This window comes from Campylobacter sp. W0066.2 (assembly GCF_024723515.1).
Classification (GTDB): Bacteria; Campylobacterota; Campylobacteria; order Campylobacterales; family Campylobacteraceae; genus Campylobacter_D.
This window is the reverse complement of record NZ_JANQCV010000007.1, coordinates 23,738-39,868: the sequence shown is the minus strand read 5'-3', so window position 1 is coordinate 39,868 and position 16,131 is coordinate 23,738. Positions and strand designations below refer to the sequence as shown.

Here is a 16,131-nt window from a genome sequence, read left to right as displayed (position 1 = left end):
TTGATTAATAATTTTTTATAAAAAATATCTTAAATGTGTAAAAAAAATATATCAATTTTTATTTTTTGTCTAAAAATATTTATTTTTGAATAAAAAAATAAAAAAATCATATATAGTATAAAAAAAGGAGGTTGTTTGATGTATCAAAATGAAAAGCAAAGTTTAAAAAATAACTTTTTTACACTTTTACTGTTATCTTTTTGTGGATCTATTATTTATGGTTTGCCTTATTTTAGAAAATATTATTATGATGATTATATGAGTCTTTATCATTTAAATAATTTTGAAATGGGGCTTTTGGGCAGTGCTTATGGATTGCTTGGTTTGTTTTCTTATGCCTTAGGAGGATATTTAGCAGATCGTTTTGCGCCAAAAAAATTATTGATTTTTTCTTTAATTGCTACAGGGCTTGGTGGTTTGTTGCATTTATATTTTACTTCTTTAAATGCACTTTTGATTATTTATGGAATTTGGGGGATTACTTCATTATTAACTTTTTGGCCTTCTTTGATGAAAATAGTAAGAAGCTTGGCAAATTCTAAAGAGCAAGCAAAAGCTTATGGAATTTTTGAAGGTGGTAGAGGTGTTGTTGGTGCTGCACATTTGGCTATAGCTACAAGTATTTTTGGATATTTTCAAACAAAAGCTTTAGCCACACAAGGTATAGAAATGGTTATTATTTTTTATTCTATAGCTCCTATTGTAAGTGCTGTTTTATTATTTTTTCTTTTAAAAGATGAGGTTAATGAACAAAGCGAGAAGATTAAAATCAAAGATTTAGTTTTTCTTTTGAAAAATTCTGCTCTTTGGCTTGTGGTTGCTATTACTTTTTGTACCTATTTTTTTAATATGAGCTTTTATTATTTTACTCCTTATGCAAGTAATGTGATAGGAGCTTCTGCTGTTTTTGCAGCTATTTTAACAGTATTAGCTCAATACATTCGTCCTGTTTCTTCTGTGGTAGGTGGGTTTATAGCAGATGGATATGGAAAGGCTAAAATAATGATGATAGGCTTTATTTTAATGGGAATTGGTGTTATTTTTTTAATGCTTAGTTCAAAATTAAATGGATTTTTGCAAATGAGCGTTTTAACTTCTTCTTGTGTGGTAATTTATGTAGCTATGTATTCTAATTTTGGAATTTATTATTCTTTACTTAGCGAGGGAAAAATTCCTATTCATTTAGCAGGTATGGCCATAGGTATTGTATCTACTTTTGGATATTTACCTGAGGTTTTTGCACCTTTGCTTGCTGGAGATTTATTAGATAGATATCCAGGTGTAAAAGGTTTTCATATATATTTTACTATTATGATAGCTATGGCTATTTTGGGTGTAATGTTTTGTTTGATTTGGATTAAAAAATACAATAAAAAGGAGATGAAATGAAAGAAATTATTCTTGATTTTAAAAACAAGGTTAAAGTGATAGAAAATGAATGGATAGTTTTAAAAGATGGCACCAAGCTTTCATCACGAATTTGGCTTCCTCAGGTAAAAGAAAAAGTTCCTGCTATATTAGAATATATTCCTTATAGAAAAAATGATGGAACAAGAGGTAGAGATGAGCCTATGCATGGATATTTTAGCGGTAATGGCTATGCGGTTGTTAGAGTTGATATTAGAGGAAGTGGGGAATCTGATGGTTTATTAGAAGATGAATATTTAAAACAAGAACAAGATGATGCATTAGAAGTTATTGAGTGGATAGCAAAGCAAGAATGGTGCAATGGAAATATTGGTATGATGGGTAAATCTTGGGGTGGATTTAATTCTTTACAAGTTGCAGCAAGAAAACCTAAAAATTTAAAAGCTATTATAGTAGTAGGTTTTACTGATGATAGATTTAATGAAGATATTCATTATAAAGGTGGATGTTTACTTAATGATAATTTTTGGTGGGGTAGTATCATGCTTGCATATCAATCACGTTTTGTTGATCCAAAAATTGATCCAAATGGTAGAAATAAATGGCTCAATAGGCTTGAAAATATGCCTTTATGGCCTACATTGTGGCTTGAGCATACTTTAAAAGATGACTATTGGAAGCACGGATCTGTTGGAGAAAATTATGATGATATACAAGTTCCTGTTTTTGCATTAGATGGGTGGGCTGATTCTTATACTAATTCTGTTTTTACTCTAATGAATGCTTTGAAAGTTCCAAAAAAAGCTATCGTTGGTCCTTGGGCTCATGTTTATCCTCATGATGGATCTCCTTTACCTGCAATGGGCTTTTTACAAGAAGCACTTAAATGGTGGGACAAATGGCTTAAAAATGAAGAAAATGATGTGCTTGAAGTTCCTATGATACAAGCATATATTGAAAATAGTTCTAAACCAAATTCAAAAACAGAGAAAGTAGAAGGTCGTTTTGTTGCTTTAAATGATTTTAAAAATGATATTAGCTATAAAAAATACTATTTAAATCCGCATAAACTAACATGCAAAAAATCAAGTGAATTTATCAAAATCAACACTCCATTGAATCATGGGCTTTTATCCGGAGAGTGGATGGGGACTGGTGTTTTAGGAGAAAGTCCTAGTGACCAAAGGCTAGATGATGGGATGGCGGTTGTTTTTGAAAGTGATTTTTTAGAACAGGATTTAGATATTTTGGGTTTTCCGGTTTTAAATGTAAAAATTGCAAGTGATCAAGAAAAAGCTATGCTCTTTGCTCAGCTTAGTGAAGTTAGAGCTGATGGTTTTGTAAAAAGAGTAAGTTATGGAGTAATCAATCTTGCATTAAGTGATGATAAAGGGCAATTTATACCTTTAAAAAAAGATGAATTTATCCAAAAGCAAATTAAACTTGATGCTTGTGGATATAGATTTGCTAAGGGTTCTAAGATAAGATTATCATTAGCAAATTCTTTTTGGCCTATGTTTTGGCCTATGCCAAAAATTTCAACATTAACTTTAGATTTAAATGAGTGTGAATTTAATTTACCATGTTTTAGTGGTCAAGATAGCGATAAAATCAATATGCAAGCACAAAGTGCTCCTTTAACTCCAATAACACTTTTAGAAGAAGGTAAGGTAGACAGAAGCATTTCTTATGATATTTTAAATGATACTTGGACTTGTATTACAGATGGTGTTGGTGGAGTTTTTGGAGAAGGTGTTTATAGATTTGATGAGGTTGATGTTTTAGTAAAGCACAATTTAAAAAGAGAATTAAAACTTCAAAATGAAAACCCATTAAGCGCAGAATATACTATTACTCAAACAATGCAAATAGGACGTGATGGTTGTATGATGGAGGCGGATATAATCTTAACACAAACTAGTGATTTGGAGTATTTTTATATTAAAGGAAAAATAGCAGTCAAAGAAAATGATAAGCTTGTTTTTGATAAAAAATATGATTATAAAACTAAAAGAAATAGTTTATAAAATTTCCCAAAGTAAAATTACTTTGGGAGTTAATTTTCTTGCAAGATTTTAGCTAAATCTTTAGCGCCTTTTAAATCTACTTTACCAGAGCCTAAAAGTGGAATTTGTTCTACTTTAAAATATTTACTTGGTTTAAAAATAGTAGGCATAGTAGAGTTTTTGATTGCTTCACAAATTCCATCAAAATCTTGCTCTTGACATTCTACTAATAAGCATACCACTTCACCTTTTTTATCATCATTTAGTGCAACTGCGCAAAATTTTACTACATCTGTATTGATAAATTTAGCAATTTCTTCTTCTAAAGCTCCTAAAGATATCATCTCGCCACCAATTTTTGCAAAACGAGAATAACGATCTACTATATATAAAAAGCCATCCTCATCTACATGGCCTTTATCACCGGTATTATACCAGCGTATACCATCGATTTCTTTGATAACTTCATCGGTTTTTTCTTTATTGTTTAAATAACCCACCATAACCTGATGGCCACCAATGAGTATTAATCCATCTTCTCCATGATTTAAACTTTCATAAGTAGATGGATCTACTATGCGTATAGCACTTCCTGGTAAAGGCATACCTACACTACCTTCTTTATTTGCACGGTGTAAAATCCAATAATCAGGATCAAATTTATTCGGTAAATTCACACTTGCGACCGGAGTGGTTTCAGTAGCTCCATAGCCTTCAAAAATAGGTTTTTTAAATTTCATTTCAAAGGCAGTTCTTACTTCGCTTTTGAGTTTTTCAGCACCTGAGACGATAATTCTTAAGCTTTCAAACATGATTGCATCAAGTTTTTTATTTCTTGCATAAATACCTAGAAAAGTTGAAGTAGCACACATAATGCTAACATTATTTTTTACTATAGCTTTTGCTACACCTAGCGCATCAGTTGGATCAGCATGTGTTATGCTTTTAATCCCTTCTAATAAAGGCATAAAAGTAGTTACAGTTAATCCAAAAGCATGAAAAGGTGGTAAAGAAGATAAGACAACATCTTCATTTTTTGCACATAATACATCTGAAATTTGAGCTATATTGCTTAAAATATTACGATTATTTAGCATTACTCCTTTAGGTGTTCCCTCGCTACCACTACTAAATAATATAGCAGCTATGGCAAGGTTTTGTTTATTAGGTGTAAATAATGCTTTTATTAAACAAGTAGGTAAAATACTTACTAAAGCAAGCATAGAAAAGATTTTGAGTTTTTGTCTTTTAAAGCTTGTGATAACATCTTCCATAAAAATAATTCTAACATGCTCTTCAAATTTTAGTTTTATACCTTTATTTTCTAATTTTTCCATAAATTTTCTAGAAGTATAAATTTGTTGAATTTGAGAACTTTGAATGGCTTGATTAATCGCTTTTACACCTGCTGTGAAGTTTAAATTTACCACGATTTTATTGGCAAGTAATACAGCTAGATTACAAAGAGAGCTAGCCATGGAAGCAGGGAGCAAAATTCCCACGCATTCTTCTTTTGGAGCATAGCTTCCTTGGGTAGGTTGTATATTTAACTCATGCGATTTATTTTTTATAAAAGAGCTAAAAACTAAACTTAAAGCAAGCATTTTTCTATAGGTAATACCACCTATTAAAGGATCAACAATAGCTATTTGACTTAAATTTCTTTTAGCACTATCTATCCAAGCTCTAGCTATAGTATGCATACTTTCACATTGAGATTTCCAAGCAATAAACGAAAGTTCAAAAACTTTTGCTTTAACCACTTCTTTTTTAGTGTGTATTGGTAAGCTTTTTCCAAAAGCAATAGCGATTTTTCTTTTGCTTATTTTACGATTTCTTGCTGAAAATTCTTCATCACTTCTTGAAAAAGCACTTCCCCAAAGTCCTCTAATATAAAAAGGCAAAATCACTCCATCTTGTTCTTCTAATTTTGAGCAAACTAACTCAAACCCGCCTTTAAATTCATTAAGTTGTCCATGGCGTGAAAGTACTCCTTCTGGGAAAAGACAAACCAAATTTCCGTTTTTAATATGCATAGCAATAAGCTCTAAGCTTGATTTGCTAGAAGCGCTTGAGACAGGAATAACTCCAAATTTATCAAGAAAAATTTTAATATACCACTTAGAATAAATGCTTTTTTCCATAATAAAATAAATTTTTCTTGGTATAGCCATTTGTACAATAGCCCAATCTATAAAAGATATATGATTACCAAGCAATAATGCTCCACCTTTTTCAGGAATATTCTCAAAACCTTCTACTAATAAACGATAGCGTTGAAAAAACGCTATACTCATTAATAAACGTACTAAAGAAAAAGGCAATTTACTTAGCACATAAATGCTTCCAAAAAATGCCACAGCGATGATAAAATAAAATAAATTTATCACTTCAAATTCAGCATATGCAGCAAAAGTAGCTAGCGCTAAAAAACCTAACATAAAAATATTTTGTATGAAATTATTTCCTGCTAAGACTTTTCCTAGTTCATTTTCTTTTGCATGAAATTGTATGAGAGAATTTAAAGGTATGATAAAAAATGCACCACTTAAACCAAAAATAAAAAACACTACACTATAGCTTAGTAAGTCTTCTAAAAATGGCATTAAAATGCTCATTAGAAAAATTCCTAAAGCGCCTAGTGGTATAAGGCCTAATTCGATGTAATTTTTAGAAAACTTACCACTAATAAGCGATCCTATAATCACTCCTATGCCAGAAAAAGCTAAAGAGCATTGTATATAAAAGGTGTTTTCTATGAAAAGATCGTTTTTTGCATATACAGGAAAACTTACTAAATAAAGTTGTGATATGGCCCAAAAAAGTGAAATTCCTACAATACAAAGCCAAATGATTTTATGAGAAAATATTGTTTTTAAATTAGAGGCTAAAAGCTTTCCTTGGAAATATTGTTTTTTATCAAAACTTAAATTTTTATCTTCTTCTTTTAAGCTAGGAAGTTTATAAGCTAAAAAAAGTTCTAATACAGCAAAAGCTATTAATACAAAACCCAAAGGCGCAATTTGCGTTAAAATATCTGAAGGAGTGTTAAAATTTGGCTCAAAAAGCATTTCAAAGCTTAGAGAAAATACTGCCATACCGGCTAAAATAGCCACAATACTTACTGCATTGACAGCTCCATTTCCCATAGCTAAAAGCTCTTTTCCTACTAATTCTTTTATAAAACCATATTTTGCAGGAGAGTATAAGGCAGATTGTACTCCCATGATAAAAGTCATTATAAATGCAAGCCAAAATGCTCCAAGATAATAACACAAACAAATAATACAAGTTAATATTACTGAAAATAATACAGATACTTTCATGATTTTATTTTTAGGAAATTTATCTGCTAAGAATCCAGAAGGCGAAAGCATAAGGATAAAAGGTAAAAGCATTAAAGCATTGATAATAGCGGTTAAAAAAAGTTGGGTGCTATCTTCATAAAATTTATAAATGGTATTTTGTATAATGATTTTGTGTCCTAAATCCACAAAAGCATTAATAAAAGCCACTGCTAAAAATGGCAATACGCCAAAAATCTTTAAGAAATTTCCTTGCATTAAAAACTCCATTTTATTTTAAAAATATTATTCTATTATATAAAATTTAAATGGAGTTTTGATATTTGATTAATCTTTAAATTCTACTACTTCATTAAATGCAAAACGAACTTTTTCTACGCTAGTATTTTCTTGGGTATGTCCTAAAGTAATGAGCATGGATACTCTTTTTTTAGTGGTGTCTAAATTTAAATATTGATTGATTTTATCTTTATCAAATCCACCGATAATACATGAGCCCAAATTTAAACTATAAGCAGCATTGATAATATTTGCAATAGCAAGATAACTTTGTTCTTTGGCATAAATAAAACTTTGTTCTAAATTCATTGCGTCTAAAAATGGCTTATAAGTTTGTAAGCGTTTGTTTAACTCTTCTTGACTTAAACCTCTATTTTTTAATTTTTCTTCAAAATAATCTTTAAAATCAGCCCTTGAAATTACAACAACGATAGCAGCGCAATTTGCTACATGGCTTTGATTATTAGCTATTTTAGCAATTTCTTTTTTATGTTCATCTTTTTGAAGAACCAAGAATTTCCAAGGTTCAAGCCCCAAAGAACTAGGAGATAATCTAGCACATTCTAAGATATATTCTAAGTTCTCTCTAGAAATTTTTTCTTGAGTATATGCTCTAATAGAAGAGCGATTTTGCATTAAATTTAAATAATCTCGCATATAACTTCCTTATTTTTAGTTTAATTTATCTTATATCTTATAAGCTTTAAAATTGTTAAAATTATATTTTATTGTTACAATTTTATTTTTACTTCATACAAATGTTTTATTATATGATTTTTAAAGGATTAAAATGAAAAAAATAATTTATTTAAGCATATTTTTGATTATACTCATTATAGGGGTGTATTTTTTCTTTTTTGCAAATAAGGAAGAATATAATTATCTAACTTATGAAGTTAAAAAACAAGATATTACTCAAAGTATAGAAGCAATAGGCGAAGTTTATGCAAAAACCCAAGTTGATGTTGGTGCGCAAGTTAGTGGGCAAATTACTAAACTTTATGTAAAATTAGGTGATCATGTTAACGAGGGTGATTTAATCGCACAAATTGATAAAGATAAGCAACAAAATGATTTAGATATTACCAAAGCTCAGCTTGAAAGTGCGAAGGCAAATTTAGAAAGTAAAAAAATCGCTCTTGATATAGCTACTAAACAATACCAAAGAGAGCAAAAGCTTTATGCCAAAAAGGCTACCTCTTTAGAAAATCTTGAAAATCTTAAAAATACTTTTTATGCTCTAAGAGCAAATGTGGCTGATTTAAAAGCTCAAACTACTCAACTTGAAATTTCTTTAAAAAATGCTCAAAAAGATTTAGCTTATACTACTATAACTGCGCCTAGTAAGGGTGAGATTATTAATGTAGCAGTTGAAGAAGGACAAACTGTAAATGCAAACCAAAATACACCAAGTATAGTGCGTTTGGCTGATTTAAGTGAAATGGAAATTCGTATGCAAATAGCTGAAGCTGATATTAATAAAATTAGTGTTGGAAAAAAGGTTAAATTTAGCATTTTAAACGAACCTGATAAAAAATACGAAGCAACTATTTCAAGTATAGATCCAGCAAATACTACTATAAGCGATGCAACAAGCAATACAAATTTAAGCTCAAACTCAAGTACTAGTACTAGTGCTGTGTATTATTATGCAAGGGTTTTTGTAAAAAATGATAATAATTTTTTACGCATAGGTATGAGCACAGAAAATGAAATTGCTATTAAAACAGAAAATAATACCTTAGTCATACCAACTTTGGCTATAAAAAGTGATGCAAGTGGTTATTATGTAGAAATTTTAAAAGCAAATAATATAAGTGTAAAAACACCTGTTAAATTAGGTATCAAAGATAGTTTAAATACTCAAATTTTAGATGGTATTAATGAGGGTGATTTAGTTATCATAGGTAAAAATAAAAAATGATACGCTTAGAAAATATACAAAAAAAGATTAATAATACAACTATTTTAGAAAATATTAATCTTTATATTCAAAAGGGAGAATTTGTAGCCATTATAGGACAATCAGGAAGTGGTAAAACCTCTCTTTTAAATATTATAGGCACACTTGATGAGCCAAGTAGTGGAAAATATTTTTTAGATGCATATGAAGTAACTAATTTAAGTAAAGATGAAAAAGCAAGAATTAGACGCGAAAAAATAGGTTTTATTTTTCAAAGATATAATTTACTTAATCTTTTAAATGCTAAAGATAATGTCGCTTTACCTGCTGTTTATGCAGGCAAAAACAAACATGAAAGATCACAAAAGGCTAAAGAATTACTTTCTTTTTTAGAGCTTGATCATAAAGAACTATCAAAGCCAAATGAGCTAAGTGGTGGACAACAGCAAAGAGTTTCCATAGCAAGAGCTTTGATGAATGGTGGTGAGCTTATCTTAGCAGATGAGCCAACGGGTGCGCTTGATTCTAAAAGCGGTAAGATAGTTTTAGAAATTTTAAATAAACTAAATGAGCAAGGACACACTGTAGTTTTAGTCACCCATGATAGAGAAATAGCTGCTAGAGCAAAAAGAGTTATCGAAATTAAAGATGGTAAGATTATAAGCGATAATGGTGCAAAAAAAGCAGACGAAATAAAAGCTAAGTTAATGCCAAAAGAGAAAAAAAGCTTTAATTTGCTTAAAAATCAGCTTTTTGAAAGTTTAAAAATGTCCATAGCTTCCATTGTAGCACACAAGCTACGTTCTTTGCTTACTATGCTTGGTATTATCATAGGTATAGCTTCAGTAGTTTGCGTGGTTGCTTTAGGACTTGGAGCCCAACAAAACATACTTGCTTCTATTAGCTCTATTGGGACTAATACCATAGAAGTTGTTTCAGGGCGTGGCTTGGGAGATATTCGATCAGGTAGAACAAGGCTAAATTTAAGTGATTTAAAAACCTTAAGTTCTTTGCCTTATTTAGAAGCAGTAGAAGCAGATGTGGGTAAAATAGGGGTGGTAACTTATAAGAATAATTCTTTGCAAGCTAGAATTTATGGAGTAGGGCCAAATCATCTAAGACTTAGAGGTTTTGTGATGGTAGATGGTAGGTTTATTAATAATGAAGATATAAAAGATAATACTAATATTTGCATTATAGATGAAAATGCTTTGAGAATTTTATTTGATAATATCAGCGCTAAAGATGTTTTAGGTAAAAGTGTGATTTTTAACAAGCAGCCTTTAACCATAGTTGGTGTTTTAAAAAAAGAAAGAGATAATAAAGGCTTTAGAGCTGATGAAAATACCATTAAAATTTACACTCCTTATTCTACTTTGATGAATAAAATCACAGGGGATAAACAAATAAGAGCTATAGTAACTAAGGTAAAAGATGAGGTAAATCCTGCTTTAGCTGAAGAGGCTATGGTAAAAATTTTAGAGATTAAACGCGGAAAAAAAGATTTTTTCACTATAAATTCTGACGCGATTAAAAATGCTATTGAAGAAAATACTGCTACTTTGACTTTACTTATTTCTTCTATTGCGGTAGTATCTTTAATAGTAGGTGGTATTGGTGTGATGAATATCATGCTTGTTTCAGTAAGTGAGCGTACAAGGGAAATTGGAGTTAGAATGGCTATTGGGGCTAGAAAAGAAGATATTTTAATGCAGTTTTTAATCGAGGCTGTGTTGATTTGTTCTTTAGGGGCCATTTTTGGAGTAATGCTTTCTTTTATTATCATTGAAGTATTTAATTCTTTAAATTTTGGTTTTACAATGATGCTTTCGTTAAATTCAGTATTTTTAGGGCTTTTAAGTTCGGTTTTAATCGGAGTGGTTTTTGGATTTTTTCCAGCAAAAAATGCAGCAAATTTAAATCCTATTATTGCTTTATCAAAGGAATGAGATGAGAATATTTTTATTGTTTTTTATAGCCTTTTTTTTAAATGCTTGCGTAGGAGTAAAATTAGAACAAGTATCCCAAGATCAAATAAAAAAAGAATATTTTGAAGATTTTAACGCAAGTAAGACTTGGTGGGAAAAATATAATAATCAAGATTTAAATAATATCTTAAAAGCTATTATTGACAATAACAAAGATCTAAATGTAGCAAGAGTTAATTTTTTAAGTACTTTAGCTAGATATAAGCTTTTAAATTTAGATCTTTATCCTACTTTGAGTGGAAATTTAGGTGCAAATATAAGAAAAAATTTAAACAATGGTACAGAAATACATAGCTTTTCAAATGGCATTATGTTAAATTATGAGCTTGATATATATGGTAAAATCTCAGATCAAGTTGCTAGTTCAGAATTTTTAGCAAAAGCAAGCGAATATGAGTTACGCTCTTTAGAACTTGATACGATTAATTTAGCAATTAATAGTATTTTTGAATTGATTTATTTTAATGATGTGGATCGCTTGCTAAACAATTATTTAAAAAATCTTGAGCAAATGCTAGAAATTTATACTACTAAATTTGATTATGGCAAGGTTGAGTATATTGATCTTTTAAATATCAAAAAGTCTTTATTAAACACTAAACAAAGCATCATTACAAATTTGCAAAACAAAAACTTAACGCTAAAAAATATAAAAGATTTACTAGGTAAAGATGATGAGTTTTTGATTAATAAAATGCTAAATTATACTCTTGAAGATTTTTCATTGCAAAAAATTAATTTTGATATAGAGTTAAAAATGCTTGCTTATAGACCACAAGTTCAAGCAAAACTAAATCAACTTATGGCTTCTTATAAAGATTATGCAAGTATGCAAAAAAGTATTTTACCTAGTATAAAAATATTAGGAAATTTAGATGGGAGTGATAAAAATTTTGATGAGAGTTTTAAATTTTTAATCTTGGGTGGAAATGTTGTTATTGATTTACCATTTTTGGACTTTTATAGAGTAAGACAAAATGTAAAAATTTCTGAATTTGCATACCAAGCACGCTTATATGAGTATAAGGATACATTGCAAAGAGCTATTCATGAGTTTAAGCTTTGTTATGAAAATGATAAATACTATAATGATTTGTTAAATTTAGTAAAAGATATTAATGCTAACCAAGCAAAAATTACACAATTATATTTTGAAAAATATGAATCAGGGCGTAATGAGCTAAAAGATTATCTTGATGCAGATGCTTTGCTTATTAATTCACTTCAAGAGCTTAGTAGAGTAAAACTATCTTTGCTTAAAAATATTAATTTATATCATAATATAGTGTTAATTTCAGAGTAAAAATGTTTCATTTTGTAATGTTTTAAGTAAAGAGTAGTATTTATTTGTGTTGTTTTAAAGTCATTTAGATTACAATTGATAAATAAAACAAACAAAGGAGAGATATGAAATTTGATTTTTATGCAACGCTAGTTACTATGGTTATAGTATTACTTTTAGGCGTTTTTGTCATCAAAAGGGTAAAATTTCTTCGTGATTATAATATCCCTGAACCAGTTGTTGGTGGTGGAATAGCTGCAATTATTCTTTTAATCTTGCATAGTTCTTTTTCATTAGATATTAAATTTGATGAATCTATGAAAGATCCGTTAATGCTTGCATTCTTTTCAAGTATTGGATTGTTGGCTGATTTTGCTTCGCTTAAAAAAGGTGGTAAAAAGTTAGCAATTTTTTTAGTAGTAGTTGTCGGTTTGCTTTTTGCGCAAAATATAGTTGGTATAGGTGTGGCAAGCGCTATGGGGCAAAATCCACTAATGGGGCTTATAGCAGGTTCTGTTACAATGAGTGGTGGTCATGGTACAGGTGCAGCTTGGGCGGCTGAATTTGTTAAAGAACCTTATTTGTATTCTAGTGCAACTACTGTTGCTATTGCTTGTGCGACTTTTGGGCTTATTTCAGGTGGTATCATAGGTGGTCCTGTTGCGAGATATTTGGTTAATAAGCACAAATTAGTAGTTCCAAAACAAAATGATGATAAAGATGCGATTTTAAATTTCCAATCTCCAGAAAAAGAAAGATTAATCACCCCATCTTCTTTTATAGAGTCTTTAGCATTGATTGCTTTATGTTTATTAATAGGTAATGCTTTATCTACTTATATTAAAACAAATACAGGTTTTACTTTGCCAACTTTTGTGTATTGTCTTTTTGTAGGTGTTGTTTTAAGAAATGTTTTATCAGCTACAAAAATTCATCATGTGTTTGATAGAGAAGTATCAGTTTTAGGTAATGTAAGCTTGTCTTTATTCTTAGCTTTAGCACTAATGACTATTAATCTTTGGGATCTAGTAACCCTTGCACTACCGATGCTAGTAATTTTAGTAGTACAAGTTGCTATGATGGCTGCTTTTGCTATATTTGTAACCTTTAGAGTATGTGGAAAAGACTATGATGCAGCAGTTTTAGCAGCAGGTCATTGTGGTTTTGGTTTGGGCGCTACTCCAACAGCTATGGTAAACATGCAAACTGTAACAAATCATTATGGTATGAGCCATATGGCATTTATTATTGTGCCTTTAGTAGGTGCATTTTTCATAGATATAGTAAATGCTTTAGTGATTAATGCTTTCTTGTATCTACCATTCTTTCATTAAAATTATCTAGCGCTAATTTAGTGCTAGATTAATTTTTATCTTTGCTCTTACATAAATGATTTAAAAAACACTCTTTACATAAAGGATTTTTGGCTTTACATGTATAACGCCCAAAAAGTACCATGGCTTGATGAAGATAGTTTAGATTATCTTTAAAAATTTTAGTTAAGTCTTTTTCAGTTTCTTTAGGAGTTTTAGCTTTGCTAAGATTAAGTCTGTGTGAAACTCTAAATACATGAGTATCTACAGCCATACAATTAGCCCCACACCATTCTATCATCACTACATGTGCAGTTTTTTGTCCTACTCCTGCTAGAGTTTTTAAATCTTGCTCATTCATAGGGATTTCACCATTAAATTGCTCACAAACTGCTTGAGCCATTTTGATTAAATTTTGCGCTTTGTTATTATAAAATGAGCAAGAATTAATCAAAAGCTTTAAAGATGATAAATTTGCCTTAGCTAAATCTTGCACACTAGGATAAGCTTCAAATAAAGCTGGCGTGATGAGATTGACCCTTTTATCAGTACATTGAGCTGAAAGCATAACACAAACTATAAGTTCATAAGCATTACTAAAAACTAATTCTGTTTTTGCCTCTCCAAAATGCTCTAAAAATAATTTTTTAATTTCTAAATTTCTTTTCATAAACTTATTGTATGTTAATCAGCTTTAAATAAAGTTTAGATATAATAAAATCTACAAAACTATTTCAAAGGAAAAACAATGAAAAAAATTTCTTTAGTTGCTGCGGCTTTATTAACAGGTTTGAGTTTAAATGCTGCGGTGGTTGCAACCCTTGATGGAAATAATATCAGCGATACAGAAGTGAATGAGTTTTTTGCTCCTATGTTAAGAGGTGCTAAAATCACTGATTTACCAGCTGAGCAAAAAAAAGCAATTATTGATCAATATATCGTTCAACAACTTGTATTAAAAGATGCTAAAACTCAAAAAATAGAAAACGATCCTTCATATAAAGAAGAATTAGAGCGTGCTAAAGAAGCTATTTTAGTAAATATCTATCAAAAGAAAATTTTTGATTCAATTAAAAATAACGATGCTAAAGCTAAAAAATTCTATGAAGCAAATAAAGATAAATTTACTAAACCAGCTCAAGTGAAAGCTAAGCATATTTTGGTAACTAGCGAAAAAGAAGCTAAAGATATTATTGCTGAGCTTAGTAAGCTAAGTGGAAAAGCTTTAAATGATAAATTTGCTCAACTTGCAAAAGAAAAATCAATCGACAAAGGTTCTTCAGCTCAAGGTGGTGATCTTGGTTGGTTTGCTGAATCAACTATGGTAAAACCATTTGCTGATGCAGCTTTTTCTATGAAAAAAGGTACTATTTCTAAAACACCTATAAAGAGTGATTTTGGATATCATATTATCCTAAAAGAAGATGCTAGAGCAAAAAGTACTATGAGTTATAATGAAGTAAAAGCAGGTATTGAAAGTAATATCAAAATGGAAGAATTTAAAGAACTTATGAATAAAAAAGCTCAAGAACTTCTTCAAAAAGCAAAAGTGGAATACAAATAATGGGCGTATTAGATCTTGTTAAACCAGGTGTTTTAAGTGGTGATGATCTAAATATCGTATATAATCATGCAAAAAAAGAAGGATTTGCTATCCCTGCGGTAAATGTCGTGGGGACAAATTCTATTAATGCGGTTTTAGAAAGTGCTAAAAAAGTTAATTCACCTGTGATTATTCAGTTTTCAAATGGAGGAGCTAAATTTGTAGCAGGAAAAGCTTGCCCAAAAGCTGATGTACTTGGTGCTATAAGTGGTGCAAGACATGTGCATTTAATGGCAAAAGCTTATGGAGTTCCGGTGATTTTACACACAGATCATGCTGCTAGAAAATTACTTCCTTGGGTTGATGCTTTGATTGAAGCAAATATTGAGTTTAAAAAAGAAACAGGCAAGCCTTTGTTTAGCTCTCATATGATTGACTTAAGTGAAGAGGATTTAGAAAGCAATCTAAGTACTTGTGAAAATTATCTAAAACAAATGTCTGAACTTGGAATTTCTTTAGAGCTTGAGCTAGGATGTACGGGCGGTGAAGAAGATGGAGTGGATAATACTAATATCGATAATGCAAAATTATACACTCAGCCTGAAGATGTAGCACTAGCTTATGAGAGACTTTCTAAAATTAGTGATAGATTTTCAATCGCAGCTAGTTTTGGTAATGTACATGGAGTATATAAACCAGGAAATGTGATTTTAAGGCCTGAAATTCTTAAAAACTCTCAAAATTATGTAAAAGAAAAATTCAATCTTGGCGAAGAAAAACCAATCAATTTTGTTTTCCATGGTGGCAGTGGTAGTGATATAGAAGATATCAAAGCAGCACTTAGCTATGGTGTGATTAAGATGAATATTGATACAGACACACAATGGGCTTTTTGGGATGGTGTTAGAGAGTATGAGCTTAAAAATAAGGCTTATTTGCAAGGCCAAATTGGCAATCCAGATGGAGAAGATAAGCCGAATAAAAAATACTATGATCCAAGAGTATGGCTTAGAGCGGGCGAAGAGAGTATGATCAAACGCTTAGAGTGTGCTTTTAGTGATTTAAATTGTATCGATAGAAACTAAGAGTTTTATAACTCTTAGTTGATTTTCCTGTGAAGATTTCAAATTTTTAGAGTAAAATT

At 30.2% G+C, this 16,131-nt stretch carries 11 protein-coding genes; 8 read left to right on the top strand and 3 right to left on the bottom strand.

All coding sequences use genetic code 11. The annotated features are described in order from the left end of the window. The first annotated feature begins 138 nt into the window (after positions 1–138). Complete coding sequence (locus CAMP18498_RS04220) at positions 139–1,389, top strand: MFS transporter (protein ID WP_337197784.1); 1,251 nt, start codon at positions 139–141, stop codon at positions 1,387–1,389. Then, positions 1,386–3,395 carry a CocE/NonD family hydrolase gene (locus CAMP18498_RS04215; protein WP_337197729.1) on the top strand — a complete coding sequence of 670 codons (2,010 nt, stop codon included), beginning with the start codon at positions 1,386–1,388 and terminating at the stop codon, positions 3,393–3,395. Before CAMP18498_RS04220 ends, CAMP18498_RS04215 begins: the two co-directional genes overlap by 4 nt. Before the next feature lie 29 nt (positions 3,396–3,424). Here CAMP18498_RS04215 and CAMP18498_RS04210 read toward each other — a convergent pair whose 3' ends face one another. Further along, entirely contained in the window at positions 3,425–6,937 is a 3,513-nt protein-coding gene (locus tag CAMP18498_RS04210; protein ID WP_442867714.1) for an acyl-[ACP]--phospholipid O-acyltransferase, read from the bottom strand. Positions 6,938–7,006: 69 nt separating this feature from the next. After that, a complete protein-coding gene (locus CAMP18498_RS04205) occupies positions 7,007–7,615 on the bottom strand; it encodes an NAD(P)H-dependent oxidoreductase (RefSeq protein ID WP_337197727.1) in 609 nt (202 codons plus the stop codon). A gap of 133 nt (positions 7,616–7,748) precedes the next feature. Between CAMP18498_RS04205 and CAMP18498_RS04200 the strand changes: the two genes are divergently transcribed. From CAMP18498_RS04200 to gltS, 4 genes are all read left to right on the top strand, one after another. Continuing rightward, the gene (locus tag CAMP18498_RS04200) at positions 7,749–8,882 is read left to right on the top strand and encodes an efflux RND transporter periplasmic adaptor subunit (RefSeq protein WP_337197726.1); all 1,134 of its coding nucleotides are present in this window, start codon (positions 7,749–7,751) and stop codon (positions 8,880–8,882) included. Continuing rightward, on the top strand, positions 8,879–10,810 hold the full coding sequence (locus CAMP18498_RS04195; protein ID WP_337197725.1) for an ABC transporter permease: 1,932 nt from the start codon (positions 8,879–8,881) through the stop codon (positions 10,808–10,810). Before CAMP18498_RS04200 ends, CAMP18498_RS04195 begins: the two co-directional genes overlap by 4 nt. A 1-nt stretch (position 10,811) precedes the next feature. Continuing rightward, a complete protein-coding gene (locus CAMP18498_RS04190) occupies positions 10,812–12,152 on the top strand; it encodes a TolC family protein (protein WP_337197724.1) in 1,341 nt (446 codons plus the stop codon). Positions 12,153–12,256: 104 nt separating this feature from the next. Beyond that, entirely contained in the window at positions 12,257–13,465 is a 1,209-nt protein-coding gene (gltS, locus tag CAMP18498_RS04185) for a sodium/glutamate symporter (RefSeq protein WP_337197723.1), read from the top strand. A 28-nt stretch (positions 13,466–13,493) separates the two neighbouring features. Here gltS and nth read toward each other — a convergent pair whose 3' ends face one another. Then, positions 13,494–14,114 (bottom strand): endonuclease III, encoded by a 621-nt coding sequence (gene nth, locus CAMP18498_RS04180; protein ID WP_337197722.1) that lies wholly within the window; start codon positions 14,112–14,114, stop codon positions 13,494–13,496. Positions 14,115–14,192: 78 nt separating this feature from the next. Between nth and CAMP18498_RS04175 the strand changes: the two genes are divergently transcribed. Then, positions 14,193–15,008 carry a peptidylprolyl isomerase gene (locus tag CAMP18498_RS04175; protein WP_337197721.1) on the top strand — a complete coding sequence of 272 codons (816 nt, stop codon included), beginning with the start codon at positions 14,193–14,195 and terminating at the stop codon, positions 15,006–15,008. Next, positions 15,008–16,072, top strand: coding sequence for a class II fructose-bisphosphate aldolase (gene fbaA / locus CAMP18498_RS04170; RefSeq protein WP_337197720.1), 1,065 nt, complete (start codon positions 15,008–15,010; stop codon positions 16,070–16,072). The genes CAMP18498_RS04175 and fbaA overlap by 1 nt, the downstream gene beginning before the upstream one ends. The last annotated feature ends 59 nt before the right edge of the window (positions 16,073–16,131 follow it).

Coding starts and splice junctions, on each gene's coding strand:
- CAMP18498_RS04220 (WP_337197784.1), top strand. CDS start 139: ATGTATCAAAATGAAAAGCAAAGTTTAAAAAATAACTTTTTTACACTT.
- CAMP18498_RS04215 (WP_337197729.1), top strand. CDS start 1,386: ATGAAAGAAATTATTCTTGATTTTAAAAACAAGGTTAAAGTGATAGAA.
- CAMP18498_RS04210 (WP_442867714.1), bottom strand. CDS start 6,937: ATGCAAGGAAATTTCTTAAAGATTTTTGGCGTATTGCCATTTTTAGCA.
- CAMP18498_RS04205 (WP_337197727.1), bottom strand. CDS start 7,615: ATGCGAGATTATTTAAATTTAATGCAAAATCGCTCTTCTATTAGAGCA.
- CAMP18498_RS04200 (WP_337197726.1), top strand. CDS start 7,749: ATGAAAAAAATAATTTATTTAAGCATATTTTTGATTATACTCATTATA.
- CAMP18498_RS04195 (WP_337197725.1), top strand. CDS start 8,879: ATGATACGCTTAGAAAATATACAAAAAAAGATTAATAATACAACTATT.
- CAMP18498_RS04190 (WP_337197724.1), top strand. CDS start 10,812: ATGAGAATATTTTTATTGTTTTTTATAGCCTTTTTTTTAAATGCTTGC.
- gltS (WP_337197723.1), top strand. CDS start 12,257: ATGAAATTTGATTTTTATGCAACGCTAGTTACTATGGTTATAGTATTA.
- nth (WP_337197722.1), bottom strand. CDS start 14,114: ATGAAAAGAAATTTAGAAATTAAAAAATTATTTTTAGAGCATTTTGGA.
- CAMP18498_RS04175 (WP_337197721.1), top strand. CDS start 14,193: ATGAAAAAAATTTCTTTAGTTGCTGCGGCTTTATTAACAGGTTTGAGT.
- fbaA (WP_337197720.1), top strand. CDS start 15,008: ATGGGCGTATTAGATCTTGTTAAACCAGGTGTTTTAAGTGGTGATGAT.